General features: G+C 74.7%; 11 protein-coding genes. 4 read left to right on the top strand and 7 right to left on the bottom strand.

Annotated features, from left to right (window positions below):
* The first annotated feature begins 11 nt into the window (after positions 1–11).
* From GCU69_RS31185 to GCU69_RS31175, 3 genes are all read left to right on the top strand, one after another.
* Positions 12–686 (top strand): amino acid ABC transporter permease, encoded by a 675-nt coding sequence (locus GCU69_RS31185; RefSeq protein ID WP_098749886.1) that lies wholly within the window; start codon positions 12–14, stop codon positions 684–686.
* Positions 683–1,612: an amino acid ABC transporter permease gene (locus GCU69_RS31180; protein ID WP_098749885.1), complete on the top strand. Its 930-nt coding sequence runs from the start codon at positions 683–685 to the stop codon at positions 1,610–1,612. The genes GCU69_RS31185 and GCU69_RS31180 overlap by 4 nt, the downstream gene beginning before the upstream one ends.
* Positions 1,613–1,798: 186 nt before the next feature.
* Positions 1,799–3,430, top strand: a complete 1,632-nt coding sequence (locus tag GCU69_RS31175; protein ID WP_156207874.1) for an FAD-dependent monooxygenase — start codon at positions 1,799–1,801, stop codon at positions 3,428–3,430.
* Between the two features lie 460 nt (positions 3,431–3,890).
* Here the strand turns inward: GCU69_RS31175 and recX are convergent, their stop codons facing one another.
* From recX to GCU69_RS31140, 7 genes are all read right to left on the bottom strand, one after another.
* Positions 3,891–4,526, bottom strand: a complete 636-nt coding sequence (gene recX / locus GCU69_RS31170) for a recombination regulator RecX (protein ID WP_098749883.1) — start codon at positions 4,524–4,526, stop codon at positions 3,891–3,893.
* A gap of 3 nt (positions 4,527–4,529) precedes the next feature.
* On the bottom strand, positions 4,530–5,651 hold the full coding sequence (recA, locus tag GCU69_RS31165) for a recombinase RecA (protein ID WP_176604688.1): 1,122 nt from the start codon (positions 5,649–5,651) through the stop codon (positions 4,530–4,532).
* Between the two features lie 136 nt (positions 5,652–5,787).
* Positions 5,788–7,164 (bottom strand): AI-2E family transporter, encoded by a 1,377-nt coding sequence (locus GCU69_RS31160; protein ID WP_408055869.1) that lies wholly within the window; start codon positions 7,162–7,164, stop codon positions 5,788–5,790.
* Between the two features lie 43 nt (positions 7,165–7,207).
* Positions 7,208–7,402: a DUF3046 domain-containing protein gene (locus GCU69_RS31155; protein ID WP_098749881.1), complete on the bottom strand. Its 195-nt coding sequence runs from the start codon at positions 7,400–7,402 to the stop codon at positions 7,208–7,210.
* A 30-nt stretch (positions 7,403–7,432) separates the two neighbouring features.
* Entirely contained in the window at positions 7,433–7,741 is a 309-nt protein-coding gene (locus GCU69_RS31150; RefSeq protein ID WP_098749880.1) for an AzlD domain-containing protein, read from the bottom strand.
* Complete coding sequence (locus tag GCU69_RS31145) at positions 7,738–8,697, bottom strand: AzlC family ABC transporter permease (protein ID WP_156207873.1); 960 nt, start codon at positions 8,695–8,697, stop codon at positions 7,738–7,740. The genes GCU69_RS31150 and GCU69_RS31145 overlap by 4 nt, the downstream gene beginning before the upstream one ends.
* 9 nt (positions 8,698–8,706) lie before the next feature.
* Positions 8,707–9,750, bottom strand: a complete 1,044-nt coding sequence (locus GCU69_RS31140) for an AraC family transcriptional regulator (RefSeq protein ID WP_098749879.1) — start codon at positions 9,748–9,750, stop codon at positions 8,707–8,709.
* Positions 9,751–9,862: 112 nt separating this feature from the next.
* On the opposite strand from GCU69_RS31140, the gene GCU69_RS31135 reads away from it, so the two are divergent.
* The gene (locus tag GCU69_RS31135) at positions 9,863–14,614 is read left to right on the top strand and encodes an Lhr family ATP-dependent helicase (RefSeq protein WP_408055868.1); all 4,752 of its coding nucleotides are present in this window, start codon (positions 9,863–9,865) and stop codon (positions 14,612–14,614) included.
* The last annotated feature ends 44 nt before the right edge of the window (positions 14,615–14,658 follow it).

Genomic DNA, 14,658 nt, shown 5'->3' with positions numbered 1-14,658 from the left:
CGCGGGAACACGTGTTCGACTTTCTAGATCTCGAACAGTACGACCTGTTCGGAGCGTTCTGGGTGACGGTGCAGCTCACCCTGTACTCGGCGGTCGGCTCCCTGGTCTGGGGAACGATCCTGGCCGGTATGCGGGTCAGCCCCGTTCCGCTGATGCGGGGCTTCGCCACCACGTACATCAACGTCATGCGGAACACACCGCTGACGGTGATCATCGTCGCCACCTCGCTCGGGCTCTACCAGACCCTCGGCATGACACTCGGCGGCGGGGACTCCAAGGAGGCGGGCTTCCGGCTGGCCGTGCTCGGATTCGTCGCCTACACCGCGACGTTCGTCTGCGAGTCACTGCGCTCCGGAATCAACACGGTGCCGGTCGGCCAGGCCGAGGCGGCGCGCGCCCTGGGCCTGGGCTTCACCCAGGTCCTGACCCTCATCGTCCTTCCCCAGGCCTTCCGTTCGGTCGTCGCGCCACTGGCGAACGTGCTGATCGCGCTGACCAAGAACACCACGGTGGCGGCGGCCATCGGCGTTCCCGAAGCCGCCCTGCTGATGAAGGAAATGATCGAGAACGAAAGCGACGCGATCTTCCTGGTGTTCGCCGTGTTCGCGTTCGGGTTCATTGTCCTCACCCTCCCGACGGGCCTCCTGCTCGGCTGGGTCAGCAAGCGCGTGGCGGTGAAGCGATGAGTGACCTCTCCGTTCTGTACGACGCCCCGGGGCCCCGCGCCAAGCGGCGGAACTGGCTCTACACCGTGCTGTTCGTCGCCGTCGTCGTCCTGGCCGCCTGGTGGGTCCTGGGCATCATGGCCGACAAGGACCAGCTGGCCGGCAACAAGTGGAGCCCCTTCGTCACCGACGGCCGGGTGTGGACGACCTATCTGCTGCCCGGGCTGCTGAACACCCTCAAGGCCGCCGCGCTGTCCATCGTCATCGCGCTGCCCGTCGGCGCGCTCTTCGGGATCGCCCGGCTCTCCGACCACCGCTGGATCAGCATGCCCGCGGGCGCGGTCGTCGAGTTCTTCCGCGCCATCCCGGTGCTGCTGCTGATGCTGTTCTCGCACGAGGCGTACGCACAGCTCACCACCATCGAGCCGGAGATCCGTCCGCTGTACGCCGTGGTCACCGGCCTGGTGCTGTACAACGCCTCGGTCATCGCCGAGATCGTCCGGGCCGGCATCCTCTCCCTGCCGCACGGGCAGACCGACGCGGCCAAGGCCATCGGCATGCGCAAGGGACAGACCATGTCCTACGTGCTGCTGCCGCAGGCGGTCACCGCGATGCTGCCTGCGCTGGTCAGCCAGCTGGTCGTGATCGTCAAGGACACCGCCCTCGGTGGCGCGCTGCTCGGCTTCGGCGAACTGCTCGGCCAGATCCGGGAGATCACCGCGAACTACGGGGCGAACACGATCGCCGCCTTCACCGTGGTCGCCCTGATCTTCATCCTGCTCAACTTCCTCCTCACCAGCTTCGCGAGCTGGCTGGAGGGCCGCATCCGGCGCGGCAAGAAGAGCACCGGGGCCGTCGTCGCGGGCACGCCGGGCGACACCGTGACCGGAGGACTGGCCGGTACGGGAGGCCCCACGGGCGGGGACGGAGACGCGAACGCCGGCTGACGTCCGCCCGGCCGCCGGCCCGCCGGGGGCCGGGCGGAGAACTGCCCGGGGGGCAGCAGCGCGAGCTGCTGCCCCCCTCGCTTGACGTGGGTATCCCCCGATGGGTTGCATACGGTCTGTGATCGCGCACTCGGCTCCACCCTCCGGCTCCTCCCCGACCACCCGCCGAACCGCTGGAGCCGCGCCGTGGACCCGGTGATCGTCGTCGGAGCGGGCCCCGTCGGCCTCGCGCTCACCCGGGCCCTCACCCGTCACGGTGTCCCGGTCCTGCTGCTCGACGAGGCAGCGGACGGCGAGGACGCCCGGCCGGCCCGCACCGCCGTGCTCCGGCCGGAGACCGCCGCCTTCGCCGACCGGCTCTGCGGTACACCGGTCTCCGCCGCCGGTGCCCGCTGGTCCGCCTGGCGGACGCTGCGCCGCCGCCGTCCGGCACACCGTCAGGAGCTGGGCGAGGACGCGCCGGTACACCTCCCGCAGCACCTCCTGGCCCGGGCCCTGCGGTCCGCCGTGGACGGGGACGGTCTCGCCCGCGTCCTCACCGGCACCCGCCTCACGGGGCTCGACCAGGACTCGACGGGCGTGACCGTCCACACCCGGGGGCCGGGCGAGACCCGGCACCGGGGCAGCCATCTCGTCGGCTGTGACGGGGCCCGGTCCACCGTGCGGAAACTTCTCGACGTCCGCTTCCCCGGCCGTACGGCGGTCGAACGGCACGCGGTGGCCGCGCTCCGTGCCGAACTGCCCTGGCCCGGCGAGGCGGTGCTGCACCGGTCACCGCCGGGCGGACGCGAGGCGCTGGCACGGCCGCTGGCCGACGGCGTCTGGCGCATCGACTGGCTGTTCCCGCGCGGCGGCGAACTCGTCACCCCCGAGGCGCTGCTCACCCGGATCCACGACTCCCTCACCACCTGGTGCGGCCGGCTCCCCCCGTACGAACTCCTCGACACCGGTGTGCACACCGTGCACCACCGGCTCGCCCGGCGCTGGCGCACCGGCCGGGCCTTCCTCGCCGGCGACGCCGCCCATCTGCTGGGCTCGCTCGGCACCCAGCAGCTCGACGAGGGACTGCGGGACGCGGAGAACCTCGCCTGGAAACTCGCGCTGGTCCGGCACGGCAGCGCCCCCGACGCCCTCCTCGACAGCTATCAGGCCGAGCGGCGCGGAGCCGTCGGCGCACGGCTGCGCGCGGCCGACCAGACGCTGCCGCTGCTGCGGTCCGGCGGCGCCTGGCCCACCGTCCGCCGCTCCCTGCTCCCGGGCACCCGGGGGGAGGACACGCTGCTCACGGACGGCCACCTGGGCCGGGGCCCGCTGGGCGCACCGCCGGTGTACGCGCGCTCCCCGCTCACCCCGCCCGCCGCCGAGGCCGCCCTGCCGGTCACACCGCCCGGCGCTCCGGTGGAGGACATACCGGTGACCGCCCCGGACGGGACGGTCACCGGGCTCCGGGAGCGGCTGGGCGGCGATCTGCTGGTGCTCCTGATCGCTCCGGGCACCGGTGTCTGGGACCGCAAGCACTGGATGGGCGCGGGCCTGATGCCGCGTCTGGCGGCCGCCGTCACGGCGCTCCCGGTGCGTGCCGAACTGCTGGTGGCGGAGGCCTATCCGGGCGCCCCCGCGCACACGGTGCTGCTGATCAGGCCGGACGGGCATCTCGCCGCGGCGGTGCCGGGGGTCCGGCCGGACCAGCTCCACGCCTGCGCCGACATCGTCCGGGGCGCCGGCAGCACGCGGAACGCGGCGTCCGGCGGCAGCCGGACCACGGGGACATCCGGGACCGGGGCCGCTTCGGCGAACGGGGCCCGCACCTCGCCCTGACGAACCGGGCCGCGCCCCCGGCGGTCTTCTCCCCGAGCCCTGCGAGGGCTGTGGGGCCGCACCCCCGGCGGTCTTCTCCCCTGAGCCCTGCGAGGGCTGTCCCGTAATGCCCGGCGGGTGCCCGACGACAGCCACGGCACCCCCAAGCGTTGCCGGGCCGCCCCGAACGCACCCGGTATGAGGGCGGCCCTCCGCCTCACGGCCGCGCCATCACCCCCAAGCGTTGCCGGGCCGCCCCGAACGCACCCGGTATGAGGGCGGCCCTCCGCCTCACGGCCGCGCCATCTCACGGACGCACTGCCTTGCAGCCCTCCGCCTCGCGGAGGCGCCATCTCGCGACCCGTCACCTCGCGGACGCACCGTCTCCCGGACGCGCCGCCTCGCGGCCCGTCACCTCGCAGACGCGCCGCACGCGACGCCGCGCACCGGTCCACCGGGGCCGGGGTTTGCGGGACAGTCCTCAGGACCCGGGCAGATGCCACTCCAGGGACTCCGGGTCCTCGCCCTCCTCCTCCAGCGCACGCCGGACCACCCGCAGGGCCAAGCCCTCGGAGTAGCCCTTGCGGGCCAGCATTCCGGCCAGGCGGCGTATCCGCTTGTCGCGCTCGAGACCACGGGTGGCCCGGAGCTTGCGCTCGACCAGCTGCCGGGCGGTCTCCTCCTCCTGGTCGTGGTCGAGCCGGGACACGGCCTGGTCGATCACGGCCGTGTCCACTCCCCGATGGCGCAGTTCGCGCGCCAGGGCCCGCCGCGCGAGTCCCCGGCCCTGGTGGCGGGACTCCACCCAGGCGTCGGCGAACGCCGCGTCGTCGATCAGACCGACGTCCTCGAAGCGGCAGAGCACCTCGTCCGCGACGTCATCGGGGATGTCCCGCTTCCGCAGCGCGTCCTCCAACTGCTTGCGGGTGCGGGGGGTTCCGGTGAGCAGGCGCAGGCAGATCGCCCGCGCCTGCTCGGCGGGGTCCGCGCCTCCCGTCGCGGCCCCGCGTCCCCGGAGCGGTGCCCCCTGATCGGCCCTCGACGAAGAGGGGCCACCGCCGTCCACACCGGCCTCGCCGCTCTCCGTCGCGCCGGGCCATTCCGTTCGCCGCGTCACGGGCTAGCTCTTGGCCGCGGCAGCCTTGGCCGTCTTGCCGGCCTTGGCCGCCGGCGCGGGCACCGACTTGGCCGGCTCGGCCACCGGACCCGCGGCGTCCGCGCCCGGCTCCGCCTCGGGAGCCTCCGGCCGCACGCCGACGCCCAGCTTCTCCTTGATCTTCTTCTCGATCTCGTTGCCCAGGTCGGGGTTGTCCTTGAGGAACTTGCGGGCGTTCTCCTTGCCCTGGCCGAGCTGGTCGCCCTCGTAGGTGTACCAGGCGCCGGACTTGCGGACGAAGCCGTGCTCGACACCCATGTCGATCAGGCCGCCCTCACGGCTGATGCCCTCGCCGTAGAGGATGTCGAACTCCGCCTGCTTGAAGGGCGGGGCGACCTTGTTCTTGACGACCTTGCAGCGGGTCCGGTTGCCGACCGCGTCGGTGCCGTCCTTCAGGGTCTCGATCCGGCGGATGTCGATGCGCACCGAGGCGTAGAACTTCAGCGCGCGGCCACCGGTGGTCGTCTCGGGCGAGCCGAACATCACGCCGATCTTCTCGCGGAGCTGGTTGATGAAGATCGCGGTGGTCCTGGACTGGTTCAGCGCGCTGGTGATCTTCCGGAGCGCCTGGCTCATCAGCCGGGCCTGGAGACCGACGTGCGAGTCACCCATCTCGCCCTCGATCTCCGCACGGGGCACCAGGGCCGCGACCGAGTCGATGACGATGAGGTCGAGGGCGCCGGAGCGGACCAGCATGTCCACGATCTCGAGGGCCTGCTCGCCGGTGTCGGGCTGGGAGAGGATGAGGTTGTCCGTGTCGACGCCGAGGGCCTTGGCGTACTCCGGGTCGAGCGCGTGCTCCGCGTCGACGAAGGCCACCGTGCCGCCCGCCTTCTGGGCGTTGGCCACCGCGTGCAGCGTCAGGGTCGTCTTACCGGAGGACTCCGGTCCGTACACCTCCACCACCCTGCCGCGCGGCAGGCCTCCGACGCCCAGCGCGACGTCGAGAGCGGTCGACCCGGTGGGGATGACCTCGATGGGGTCGTTCGGCCGGTCGCCGAGGCGCATGACCGCGCCCTTGCCGAATTGCCGTTCAATCTGTGCGAGCGCGGCGTCGAGCGCCTTCTCGCGGTCGGTTCCTGCCATGGGTTCCACCCGATTTGCTTGAGTCGATCGCTTCACGTCCACGACGCTAACGCCTGCCACTGACAATCCGCCCCGGCTCCGTCCGGCCTGTGGAAAACTCCGGGACGTCCATAAGAATGGATGTTCGATTTCGGTGTCAAGCGTCCCGGTCGGCGCCCGGCAGCCGCCGTCCGCTGCGCAGCACCCGCCGCGCCCGGGCCAGCGCCGAGGCCCCCGGATTCCGCCGCGGGCGGCCGCTGACCCCCGGGTGGTCGGCCACGTCGTACCGCTTCACGTACGCGCCGAGGAACGCCTGGAGCGTGGCCGTCGCGGGAATCGCGATCAGCGCGCCGACCGCGCCCAGCAGCGCGGTGCCCGCCACCACCGAGCCGAAGGCGACCGCCGGGTGGATGTCCACGGTCCGGGCCGTGATCCGCGGCTGCAGGATGTAGTTCTCGAACTGCTGGTAGACCACGACGAAACCGAGCACCCACAGGGCGTACCAGGGGTTGACGGTGAACGCGAGCAGCATCGGCAGCGCGCCCGCCAGATAGGTGCCGATGGTCGGGATGAACTGCGACACCAGACCGACCCAGACCGCGAGCGCCGGGGCGTACGGCACACCGAGGATCTCCAGCAGCACGTAGTGCGCGAAGCCCGAGATCAGCGCCATCAGCCCGCGGGAGTAGAGGTAGCCGCCCGTCTTCGCGACCGCGATGTCCCAGGCCCGCAGGACCTCCGTCTGCCGGGTCGGCGGCAGTACGGAGCACAGGGCGCGGCGCAGCCGCGGGCCGTCGGCGGCGAAGTAGAAGGAGAAGAGCACCACGGTCAGCGTGGTGAAGAGCCCGCCGAGCACCTGGGCCGAGATGTCCAGCACCCCGCCCGCGCTGTTCTGCACGTACCGCTGCAGCCAGTCGGACTTGAGCAGGCTGTCCTGTATCTCCAGCCGCGACAGGCTGGTGTTGAAGCTCTCGTTGCTCCAGCGGATCACGGAGTCGAGATACTGCGGGAAGTTCTCGACCATGGTGATGATCTGGCCCGCGAGCATCGAGCCGAGCAGGGTCACGAAGCCCGCGACGGCGACCAGGATCCCGAGGAAGACGGAGGCCGTGGCGAACCCGCGGCGCACACCGCGCGCCGCCATCCGGTCCACGGCGGGCTCGATCGCCAGCCCCAGGAAGAACGCGATCAGTACGTTGAGCAGCAGCCCCGTCAGGGCGTGGAAGGCCCACGTCGCCAGCTGGAAGACGGCGTACGCGGCGAACACCAGGAGCACCGCGCGGGGGAACCAGCGCGGCATGCGGCCGGGATCGGCGGACGGCGCGGGGATCCCGCCACCGCCACCGGCGCCGGCTCCGTCGCCGTCTCCGCCGCCGGTCCCGTCACCGGGAACGGGATCCGGGCCGGGAGCCGGACCGGGGCCGGGGCCAGGACCGGGGCCGGTGTCGCCGGGGGCCCGGCCGGGCCCGGACCCGGCCGCCGGGCCGTGCGGAAGGTCGTCGTCTGTCGCTGCCACCCGGCAAGTCTCGCCCATCGGGCGGCCGGGACGGGCGGCAGCCCGGGAAAACCGGACCCCGTCAGCGCTTGTCGGCGGGCACCTCCACGGCCGCGCAGACCGCCCGCCACACCTCCTTGGCGTTCCACCCCGCGTCCAGCGCCTCGTACACCGTCCGCCCGCCGAGCTGGGACATCACATGATCGCGCGCGAAGGAGTCGGCGTACGCCTCGCCGAAGTGATCCGCCATCCGCTGCCAGAAAACCGTCAACCGCATGTCTCCAGTATCGCGCCCGGCCGCCTGCCCTCAGGCACCCAGCGCCCGGGCCCCGGCGGTGACCAGTACGGCGACGCCGACGACGACCAGGAACGGGGCCCGCAGCAGCAGGGCGACCGCCGCCGCGCCGACACCCGCCACGCGCGCGTCCGGGACCAGGGCCGTGCCCTCGCTCAGCGTCTGCTGGGCCGTGAGCGCGGCCAGCAGGGCGATGGGGACCAGCGCGGCCAGCCGCTTCACCGCGGGGCGTTCCAGGACGCCCGCGGGGACGGACAGACCGAGCAGTTTCACCAGATAGCAGCCGACGGTGGTGACCCCGATGGCGATCCAGACGCTCATCCGACCTGCTCCTTCTCGTCCGCGCCGGTCTCCGCACCGGATTCCGCACCGGTCTCCGCACCGGTCTCCGGGCCGGCTGCCGCGCGCCCGGTCCCGGCCCGGCCCCCTGTCGCGGTCCGTGCTCCGTCGCCCCCGACGGCCCCCGTCCCGTCCGCACCTCCGCGCCCCGGGTCCGCCGGGTCCAGCGGGTGCGGCGGGTCCTCCGGGTCCGGCGGGTCCGGCAGGTCCGCGGTGTCCGGTTCCGTCTTCGGCAGGCCCGGGACCCGGCCGCGCAGGGCGAGCACGGCGGGCGCCGCCAGCGCGGACACCAGCACCGGTACGCCCGCGGGCAGCAGCGGCACGCCGACGAGCACGAGGACGACCGCGAGCCCCGCGACGGCGCGCTCGACGGCCGTGCGCAGCATCGGGGCGAGCAGCGCCAGGAAGACGGCGGGCCCCGCGGCGTCCAGCCCCCAGGCGTCCGGGTCGCCGAGCGCCGACGCGCCGAGGGCGCCGAGCAGCGTGGTGAGGTTCCACAGCAGGTAGACCGTGGCCCCGGTCACCGCGAACCCGATGCGGGCCGCGCGCCGGCCGGACTGGGCGAGGGTGACGACGGTCGTCTCGTCGATCACCCACTGGGCGGCGAACGGCCGCAGCGCGCGCGGCAGCCGCAGCAGCTGGGCCAGCCGCAGCCCGTAGAAGGCGTTGCGGACGCCGAGGAAGAACGCCCCGGCGGCGGCCGTGAACGGGTTGCCGCCCGCCGCGAGCGCGCCCACCAGCGCGAACTGCGAGGCCCCGGTGAAGACGAGCAGGCTCAGGGCGCAGGTCTGGAGGACGGTGAGCCCGGCACCCGCCGCGGTCACTCCGAAGGCGAAGCCGGACAGCCCCACGGCGACGCCCACGCCCAGCGCGTCCCGGACCACCGCGGCGTCGGAGCGCGGCGGGGCCTCCGTCCGTATCCCGGTCTGTTGTGTCACACCCGCACGCTACGGTCCGGAGCCCGGCTCCGTCTTGTACGTTTTTGCGGCCGCCGGGACGGCGGGGCGGCGGGTGCCCTGCCCCGCGGCCCGCCCGCCCGGGGGCCCGCCCGCCGCGAAGCCTTCACCCGCGGTGTTCCGGCTCACGGCTCCGGCTGTTCCGGCCCACGGCTCCCGTGCCGACGGCCCACGGCTCCCCGTGCCGCCGTCCCCGCGGCCCGCCGAGCCCGTACGCCGGCGTTCGCGCTGGTAGGCGCCCGGCGGCACACCGACGATGCGGGTGAAATGCCGGTTCAGGTGCGGCTGGTCGGTGAAGCCGACCGCCGCCGCGGCCCCGGCGGGCGTGCAGCCCGCGTCCAGCAGCTGCCGTGCGCGCCGGACCCGGGCGCCCGTGAGCCAGCTGTGCGGCGGCAGCCCGTACGCGGCCCGGAAGGCGCGCAGCAGGGCGAACGGCCCGGTGCCGGTCGCCGCGGCGAGCCGTTCCAGCGTGGGCGGGTCCGCCATGTGCTCGACGAGCAGTTCGCGGGCCCGGGCGGCGGCCGCCGCGCCGGAACCGGCCGCTCCGGAGGGGTCCGCGGCCGTGCTGCCGCAGCGGCGCAGCAGCCGGGCGACGGTCCGGCGCAGCAGGGTGTCGGCGGCGAGGGCGTTGTCCGCCTCGGCCGCCCGGTGCACGTCCGCGATCAGCCGGCCGCCGCCGGGGTCGTCGAGCACGTTCTCGGTGAAGGACGGGGTGCCGCGCAGCGGGGTCACCTCGGCGGCGACCTCCGCGACCAGCCCGACCGGCGGGTAGAGCACCCGGTAGCTCCAGCCCTCCCGGGCGCCGGCGTACGCGGTGTGGGGTGTCTCCGGGTTGATGAGCACCACGCCCCCGGCGCCGACGTTCTCGGCGCCGCGCGGCAGCCCCACGCCCTCGACCCCGGAGGTCACGGCGGCGATCACGAAGCCGTCGTGCGCGTGCCGGGAGAAGGTGTGGCTGACGTAGCGGGCACGCAGCAGATCGACGCCGGGCAGCCGCGGATGCTGCCAGTACCGTGCGTGTTCCGTCGCGCCCATGCGGCCCATTGTGCCCGCCGGACCGCTCCCCCACCCCGGGGGCCTCACCCGTTCACCGGCTCTGACCTGCGGGTACGTACCAATGTCGGTGCCCGGGTGCACGATGGTTGGCATGTCGGACCACCCGGCCGCCCCGGCCCTGGACAATTTCTCCCCCGCGACCCGCGCCTGGTTCACCGGGGCCTTCCACGCGCCCACCGAGGCGCAGACGGGCGCCTGGCAGGCCATCGGCGAGGGCTCGGACGTGCTGGTGGTCGCCCCGACGGGGTCCGGCAAGACGCTCGCCGCGTTCCTGGCCGCGCTGGACCGGCTCGCGAGCACCCCGCCGCCCGCCGAGGCCAAGAAGCGCTGCCGGGTGCTCTACGTCTCGCCGCTCAAGGCCCTCGCGGTCGACGTCGAGCGCAATCTCCGCAGCCCGCTGACCGGCATCCGGCACGAGGCCGCACGGCTCGGCCTGCCCGAGCCGGAGGTGCGGGTCGGCATCCGCTCCGGCGACACCCCCGCCGCCGAGCGGCGGTCCATCGCCGGCCGGCCGCCGGACATCCTGATCACCACGCCCGAGTCGCTGTTCCTGATGCTGACCTCCGCCGCGCGGGACGCCCTGGCCGGGGTGGAGACCGTCATCCTCGACGAGGTCCACGCCGTCGCCGGCACCAAGCGCGGCGCCCATCTCGCCCTCTCCCTGGAGCGGCTGGACGAGCTGCTGCCCCGGCCCGCCACCCGCATCGGCCTGTCCGCGACCGTCCGGCCCGTCGAGGAGGTCGCGCGGTATCTGTCGCCGCGGCGGCAGGCGAGGATCGTCCAGCCGCCGTCGGCCAAGGAGTTCGACCTCTCCGTGGTCGTGCCGGTCGAGGACCTGGGCGAGCTGGGCGGCGCCCCGGCCCGGGACGCCGCCCCCGACACCGGAGGCGCGGCCGAGAAGCCGTCGGTCTGGCCGCATGTGGAGGAGCGGATCACCGACCTGGTCCAGGCCCACCGCTCCACGATCGTCTTCGCGAACTCCCGCCGGCTGGCGGAGCGGCTGTGCAACCGGCTCAACGAGATCGCGTACGAGCGTGCCACCGGCGAGCCCGTCCCCGAGGACCACTCCCCCGCCGAGCTGATGGGCGGATCGGGCGCGGCCCAGGGAGCGCCCCCGGTGCTGGCCCGGGCCCACCACGGATCGGTCTCCAAGGAGCAGCGCGCCCAGGTCGAGGAGGACCTCAAGGCGGGCCGGCTGCCCGCCGTCGTCGCCACCTCCAGCCTGGAGCTGGGCATCGACATGGGCGCCGTCGACCTCGTCGTCCAGGTCGAGTCACCGCCGTCGGTCGCCTCCGGCCTCCAGCGGGTCGGGCGTGCCGGGCACCAGGTCGGCGCGGTCTCCACCGGTGTGGTCTTCCCGAAGTACCGCGGCGATCTGGTGCAGGCCGCGGTCGTCACGGAGCGGATGCGGACCGGGTCCATCGAGGCGCTCCGGGTCCCCGCCAATCCGCTGGACGTGCTGGCCCAGCAGCTCGTCGCGATGACCGCGCTGGACACCTGGGACGTCGACGAGCTGCTGGCCGTCGTGCGGCGGGCCGCGCCCTTCGCCTCGCTGCCCGAGTCGGCGTACACCTCGGTGCTGGACATGCTCGCCGGGCGCTATCCGTCGGACGCCTTCGCCGAGCTCCGGCCGCGCGTCGTGTGGGACCGGGTGGCCGGTACGGTCACGGGCCGGCCGGGGGCGCAGCGGCTGGCCGTGACCTCCGGGGGCACCATCCCGGACCGCGGCCTGTTCGGGGTGTTCCTGGCGGGTGCCGACCCGAAGAAAGGCGGCGGCCGGGTCGGCGAGCTGGACGAGGAGATGGTCTACGAGTCCCGGGTCGGCGACGTCTTCACGCTCGGCACCACGACCTGGCGCATCGAGGACATCACCCGCGACCGGGTCCTGGTCACCCCCGCCCCCGGCGTGCCCGGCCGGCTGCCGTTCTGGAAGGGCGACCAGCTCGGCCGGCCGCTGGAGCTGGGGCGGGCGCTGGGCTCGTTCCTGCGCGAGATCGGCGGACTGGCGCCCGAGGACGCGCGGCGACGGCTGTCCGCCGCCGGGCTCGACACCTGGGCCGCGGACAACGTCCTGGCGTATCTCGACGAGCAGCGCCGCGCCTGCGGCCATGTCCCCGACGACCGGACGATCGTCGTCGAGCGCTTCCGCGACGAGCTGGGCGACTGGCGGGTCGTGGTGCACTCGCCCTTCGGCGCCCAGGTGCACGCGCCGTGGGCGCTCGCGCTGGGGGCCCGGCTCTCCGAGCGGTTCGGCATGGACGCGCAGGTGATGCACGCCGACGACGGCATCGTGCTGCGGCTGCCGGACGCCGACATGATGGGCCTCGACCTGCTGGACCTGCCCGCCGCCCCGGACGGTTCCGTTCCCGGCGGGGCGCCCGCCGGGTTTCCCGCCGATCCGGAGCAGCCGCCCGTCGGGGCCGCCGACACCGTCTTCGACGCCGGTGAGATCGGGCAGCTGGTCACCGACCAGGTCGGCAGCTCCGCGCTGTTCGCCGCCCGCTTCCGGGAGTGCGCCGCCCGCGCCCTGCTGCTGCCGCGCCGGGACCCGGGCAAGCGGACGCCGCTCTGGCAGCAGCGGCAGCGCGCTTCGCAACTGCTCCAGGTGGCGTCGGAGTTCGGCTCGTTCCCGATCGTCCTGGAGGCCGTGCGCGAATGCCTCCAGGACGTCTTCGACGTGCCCGGCCTGACGGAGCTGATGGGGGACGTCGAGGCGCGCCGGGTGCGTCTCGTCGAGGTCACCACGCCCGAGCCGTCCCCGTTCGCCCGCTCGCTGCTCTTCGGCTATGTCGCGCAGTACCTCTACGAGGGCGACTCCCCGCTCGCCGAGCGCCGCGCCGCCGCCCTGTCCCTGGACTCCCGGCTGCTGGCGGAGCTGCTGGGCCAGGCCGAGCTGCGCGAGCTGCTGGACGTGGAGGCGCTGGCGGACCTGGAACGGGAGCTCCAGTGGCTGACCGAGGAGCGCCGGGCCAAGGATCCCGAGAGCGTCGCCGACCTGCTCCGCCTCCTCGGGCCGCTCACCGACGCCGAGCTGGCCGACCGCGGGGCCGAGCCCGGCTGGGCGGCGGAGCTGGCCGAGGCCCGGCGCGCCATCCGGGTCCGGATCGCCGGGGCCGGGCACTGGGCCGCCGTGGAGGACGCCGGGCGGCTGCGCGACGCCCTCGGCACGGCCCTGCCCGTCGGCGTGCCGGAGGCCTTCACCGAGCCCGTCAAGGACCCCCTCGGCGATCTCCTCGCCCGGTACGCCCGCACCCACGGACCGTTCACCTCCGCCGCGGCCGCCGAGCGCTTCGGCCTGGGCACCGCCGTCACCGACGGCGCGCTGCACCGGCTCGCCGCCGCGGGGCGCGTCGTCCAGGGCGAGTTCCACCCGGCCGGGGCGGGCCAGGAGTGGTGCGACGCGGGCGTGCTGCGCCGGCTGCGCCGCCGTTCGCTGGCCGCCCTGCGCCAGGAGCTGGAGCCGGTCGCCCCGGCCGCGCTCGCGTCCTTCCTCCCCCAGTGGCAGCACGTGGGGACGCACAGCCTGCGCGGCATCGACGGCCTGGTGCGCACCGTGGAGCAGTTGCAGGGCGCGCCGGTTCCCGCGTCGGCGCTGGAGAAGCTGGTGCTGCCGTCCCGGGTCGGCGGCTACTCCCCCGCCCTGCTCGACGAGCTGACGGCCGCCGGCGAGGTGGTGTGGGCGGGCGCCGGCGCGCTGCCGGGCAAGGACGGCTGGCTGTCGCTGTATCTCGCGGACGCCGTGCCGCTGCTGCTCCCGGAGCCGCTGCCGCTCGAGGAGGGCCCGCTGCACCGGACGGTCCTGGACGCCCTCTCCGGCGGGTACGGATTGTTCTTCCGGCAGATCGCCGAGCAGGTCCGGGCCGCCGGACACCCCGACGTGACCGACACCGTGCTGGCCGGCGTCCTCTGGGACCTGGTCTGGTCCGGCCGGCTCACCAACGACACGCTGTCACCGCTGCGCTCCCTGCTCGGCTCGGGCCGTACCGCCGGGTCCACCGCCCACCGGGCGAGGCGCTCCGTGCCGCGCGGGCGCTACGGCTCGCTCACCGGGCGCGGCGCCCGGCCGACGGCCTCGCCGGGCGGTCCGCCGACGGTCGCGGGCCGCTGGTCGCTGCTGCCCCCGCGCGAGCCGGAACCGACCCACCGGGCGCACGCCCTCGCCCACACGCTGCTGGACCGGCACGGGGTGGTGACCCGCGGTGCGGTCTCGGCCGAGGGCGTCACCGGTGGTTTCTCGGCGGCCTACCGGGTGCTCTCCGCCTTCGAGGAGACCGGTCAGGCCCGGCGCGGCTATGTGGTGGAGGGACTGGGGGCCGCGCAGTTCGCGATGGACGGCGCGGTGGACCGGCTCCGCGCGGCGGGCACGGCCCGGGAGCGGGCCGCGGCGGCGGGCCCGGACCCGGGGTACGGCGCCCCGGCGCCCCGGCCCGGTGACCGCGCCGACCGGGGCAACGCGGTCCTGCTGGCCGCGGCCGACCCCGCCAACGCCTACGGCGCCGCCCTGCCCTGGCCCGACTCCCCCGCGTCCGGCGGCGGTCACAAGCCCGGCCGCAAGGCGGGCGCCCTGGTGGTCCTGGTCGACGGGGAGCTGGTGCTGTATGTCGAGCGCGGCGGGAAGAGCCTGCTGGCCTGGCCCGGCGAGAACGCGGAAAGCCCCGGCGAGGATCCCCGGCTGCGGCTCGCGGCGGAGACCCTGGCCGGCGCCGCCCGCCAGGGGGCGCTGGGCACCCTCACCGTGGAGCGGGCGAACGGCGCCTCGGCCCTGTCGTCCCCGGTGGGCCGGGCCCTGGAGGCCGCCGGCTTCCACGCCACCCCGCGCGGACTCCGGCTCCGCCCGCAGTGATGCCCGCACCGGACACGCCGGAACGCACCGGAGGATGATGGGGC

This window comes from Streptomyces lycii (assembly GCF_009735685.1).
Lineage (GTDB): Bacteria > Actinomycetota > Actinomycetes > Streptomycetales > Streptomycetaceae > Streptomyces > Streptomyces lycii.
Note: the sequence above shows the minus strand (reverse complement) of the source record. Positions and strands in the feature narration are given on the sequence as shown.

Coding starts and splice junctions, on each gene's coding strand:
- GCU69_RS31150 (WP_098749880.1), bottom strand. CDS start 7,741: ATGAGCGTCTGGATCGCCATCGGGGTCACCACCGTCGGCTGCTATCTG.
- GCU69_RS31160 (WP_408055869.1), bottom strand. CDS start 7,164: ATGGGCGAGACTTGCCGGGTGGCAGCGACAGACGACGACCTTCCGCAC.
- GCU69_RS31155 (WP_098749881.1), bottom strand. CDS start 7,402: ATGCGGTTGACGGTTTTCTGGCAGCGGATGGCGGATCACTTCGGCGAG.
- GCU69_RS31140 (WP_098749879.1), bottom strand. CDS start 9,750: ATGGGCGCGACGGAACACGCACGGTACTGGCAGCATCCGCGGCTGCCC.
- GCU69_RS31135 (WP_408055868.1), top strand. CDS start 9,863: ATGTCGGACCACCCGGCCGCCCCGGCCCTGGACAATTTCTCCCCCGCG.
- recA (WP_176604688.1), bottom strand. CDS start 5,651: ATGGCAGGAACCGACCGCGAGAAGGCGCTCGACGCCGCGCTCGCACAG.
- GCU69_RS31180 (WP_098749885.1), top strand. CDS start 683: ATGAGTGACCTCTCCGTTCTGTACGACGCCCCGGGGCCCCGCGCCAAG.